The sequence below is a fragment of the Nevskiales bacterium genome, from assembly GCA_035574475.1.
Taxonomy (GTDB): Bacteria; Pseudomonadota; Gammaproteobacteria; order Nevskiales; family DATLYR01; genus DATLYR01.
Map to the genome: position 1 here is coordinate 1 of DATLYR010000103.1, position 2,937 is coordinate 2,937.

General features: G+C 67.6%; 3 protein-coding genes. 1 reads left to right on the top strand and 2 read right to left on the bottom strand.

What is annotated here, in order from left to right; genetic code table 11:
• Positions 1-363 (top strand): type II secretion system protein N (locus VNJ47_06085; GenBank protein HXG28401.1); only part of this gene is annotated, 363 nt, incomplete at its 5' end.
• Between the two features lie 40 nt (positions 364-403).
• On the opposite strand, the gene clpA is transcribed toward VNJ47_06085, so the two are convergent.
• Positions 404-2,665, bottom strand: a complete 2,262-nt coding sequence (clpA, locus tag VNJ47_06090; protein ID HXG28402.1) for an ATP-dependent Clp protease ATP-binding subunit ClpA — start codon at positions 2,663-2,665, stop codon at positions 404-406.
• Positions 2,665-2,937 (bottom strand): ATP-dependent Clp protease adapter ClpS (clpS, locus tag VNJ47_06095; protein ID HXG28403.1); only part of this gene is annotated, 273 nt, incomplete at its 5' end. The genes clpS and clpA, both read right to left, overlap by 1 nt.

The following is a 2,937-nucleotide window of genomic DNA, read 5'->3' on the forward strand; positions in this document are numbered from 1 at the left end:
CCCGTCCCGCCCCCGCTGCCGGAACCGCCACCGCCCCCGCCGCCACCCGAGCCGGAGCTGGTGCTCAAGGGCGTGTTCGTCGGCGCCGATGCCAGCCGTTCCCGCGCGCTGATCGCGCTGGGCGAGGAAGATGCGCGCCTGTACAAGCCGGACGACAAGCTGCCGGACGGCGCAGTGCTTAGGGCCATCGGCAACAAGGCGGTCGAGATCGAGAAGAACGGGGAAACGCGGACCCTACCGCTCGAACGCGGCCGGCCCGGCGCCGTGGCGGCCGAGCCCGCGCAGCCGGCGGAACCTGCCGCCGAGCCTTCCGCGGCGGCCGATGCCGGTGCGCCCGCCGCAGCGGAAGCCACGCCGCCCTGAGCTGAGGCGCCGCACAGACCCGCCACGCAGAGCGGGAAAGTCAGGCGCCGACCGCCTCGCGGCTGAGGATCTCCAGCGCCAGCCGGTCGTTCTCGACGTGCACCACCACCTCGCCGCCGCCGGCGAGCTTGCCGAACAGCAGCTCCTCCGCCAGCGGGCGCTTGATGTGCTCCTGGATCACCCGCGCCATGGGTCGCGCACCCATCTTGGCGTCATAGCCGTGCTTCGCGATCCAGGCTCGCGCCTCGTCCTCCAGGCGCAGGCTGACACCGCGTGACTCCAGCTGGGTTTCCAGCTGCACGATGAACTTGTCCACCACGTGGCCGACGGTCTTCTCGTCCAGCGGCTTGAACTGGATGATCGCATCGAGCCGGTTGCGGAACTCGGGCGAGAACAGGCGTTGGATCACCTCCAGGCTGTCGGTGCTGTGGTCCTGCTCCTTGAAGCCCATCGAGCGGCGCGCGGACTCCTGTGCCCCGGCGTTGGTGGTCATCACCAGGATCACGTTGCGGAAATCCGCCTTGCGGCCGTTGTTGTCGGTCAGGGTGCCGTGATCCATGACCTGCAGCAGCAGGTTGAACACGTCCGGGTGTGCCTTCTCGATTTCGTCCAGCAGCACCACCGCATGCGGGTGCTTGAGCACCGCGTCGGTCAGCAGGCCACCCTGGTCGAAGCCGACGTAGCCCGGCGGCGCGCCGATCAGGCGCGACACGGTGTGCCGCTCCATGTACTCGGACATGTCGTAGCGCAGGAACTCGATGCCGAGGTGCAGCGCCAGCTGGCGCGTGACCTCGGTCTTGCCGACGCCGGTGGGCCCGGCGAACAGGAACGAGCCGATGGGCTTTTCGGGATGGCCCAGCCCCGAACGCGACATCTTGATCGCGGTGCAGAGCTGGTTGATCGCCTCCTCCTGGCCGAAGATCACCAGCTTTAGGTCACGGTCCAGGGTCTTGAGCAGCTCGCGGTCGGAGGACGACACGCTCTTGGCCGGGATGCGTGCGATCTTGGCCACCGTGGCCTCGATGTCCTTGACCTGTACGGTTTTGCGCTTACGCCCTTCCGGCAGCAGGCGCAGGCTCGCACCGGCCTCGTCGATCACGTCGATGGCCTTGTCCGGCAGGAAGCGGTCATTGATGTGCCGCGCCGCCAGCTCCACCGCCGCCTCCAGTGCAGCGGCGGTATAACGCACATGGTGATGTGCCTCGAAGCGTTCGCGCAGGCCGTTGAGGATGCGGATGGTCTCGGGGATGGTCGGCTCGGGCACGTCGATCTTCTGGAAACGACGCGCCAGCGCACGATCCTTCTCGAAGATGCCGCGGTACTCGTGGTAGGTGGTCGAGCCGATGCACTTGAGCTCGCCGTTGGCGAGCATCGGCTTGATCAGGTTCGAGGCATCCATGACGCCCCCCGAAGCCGCGCCGGCACCGATGATGGTGTGGATCTCGTCGATGAACAGGATCGCGCCTTTCTCCTCTTTGAGCTGGGCCAGCACGCCCTTGAGGCGCTTCTCGAAATCGCCACGGTACTTGGTACCGGCCACCAGCGACCCCAGGTCCAGCGCATAGAGCGTGCAGCCGCGCAGCACGGCCGGGACCTGGCCCTCGACGATCATGCGCGCCAGCCCTTCCGCGATCGCCGTCTTGCCGACGCCGGCCTCGCCCACCAGCAGCGGGTTGTTCTTGCGCCGCCGGCAGAGCGTCTGGATCAGGCGCTCGATCTCGACCGCGCGGCCGATCAGCGGGTCGATCAGGCCCTTGCGCGCGCGCTCGTTGAGGTTGCTGGCATACAGCTCCAGCGGCTTGCGGTTGGCCTCGGCGGTGGCGGCTTCCTTCTCCACCGGCGCGGTTTCGCGCTCCTCGGGTGCGCCGCCGCGCGAGATCCCGTGCGAGATGAAGTTGACCACGTCGAGGCGGGTCACGCCCTGCTGGCTGAGCAGGTAGACGGCGTGCGAGTCCTGCTCGCTGAAGATGGCGACCAGCACGTTGACCACGCCGACTTCCTTCTTGCCGGAGGACTGCACGTGGTAGACAGCGCGCTGCAGCACGCGCTGGAAGCCCAGCGTCGGCTGTACCTCGCGGCTTTCGGCCGAGTCGCCGTACACCGGCACGTTCTCGCTGATGAAGGCGCGCAGGTCCTTTTCCAGCGCGTCCAGGTGCGCGCCGCAGGCCTGCAGGATTTCGGCCACCGCCGAGTCGTCCAGCAGCGCCAGCAGCAGGTGCTCGACCGTGAGCAGTTCATGGCCGCGCCGGCGCGCGTTCATGAAGGCGGCGTCGAGTGCGGCCTGCAGGCCCTGGCTGAGCATCAGGCCTCCTCCAGCTCGCACAGCAGGGGGTGCTGGTGCTTGCGTGCGTAGCTGATGACCTGGGCCACCTTGGTCTCGGCGATGTCACGCGTGAAGATCCCCGCCACCGCGCGGCCCTGCGTGTGCACCTGCAGCATGATCTGCACCGCCTTGTCGCGGTCCATGCGGAAATAGGTCTGCAGCACCTGCACCACGAACTCCATCGGCGTGTAGTCGTCGTTCAACATGACCACTTTATACAAAGGCGGTTGTGCGGTCTTGGGCTTGTCGAC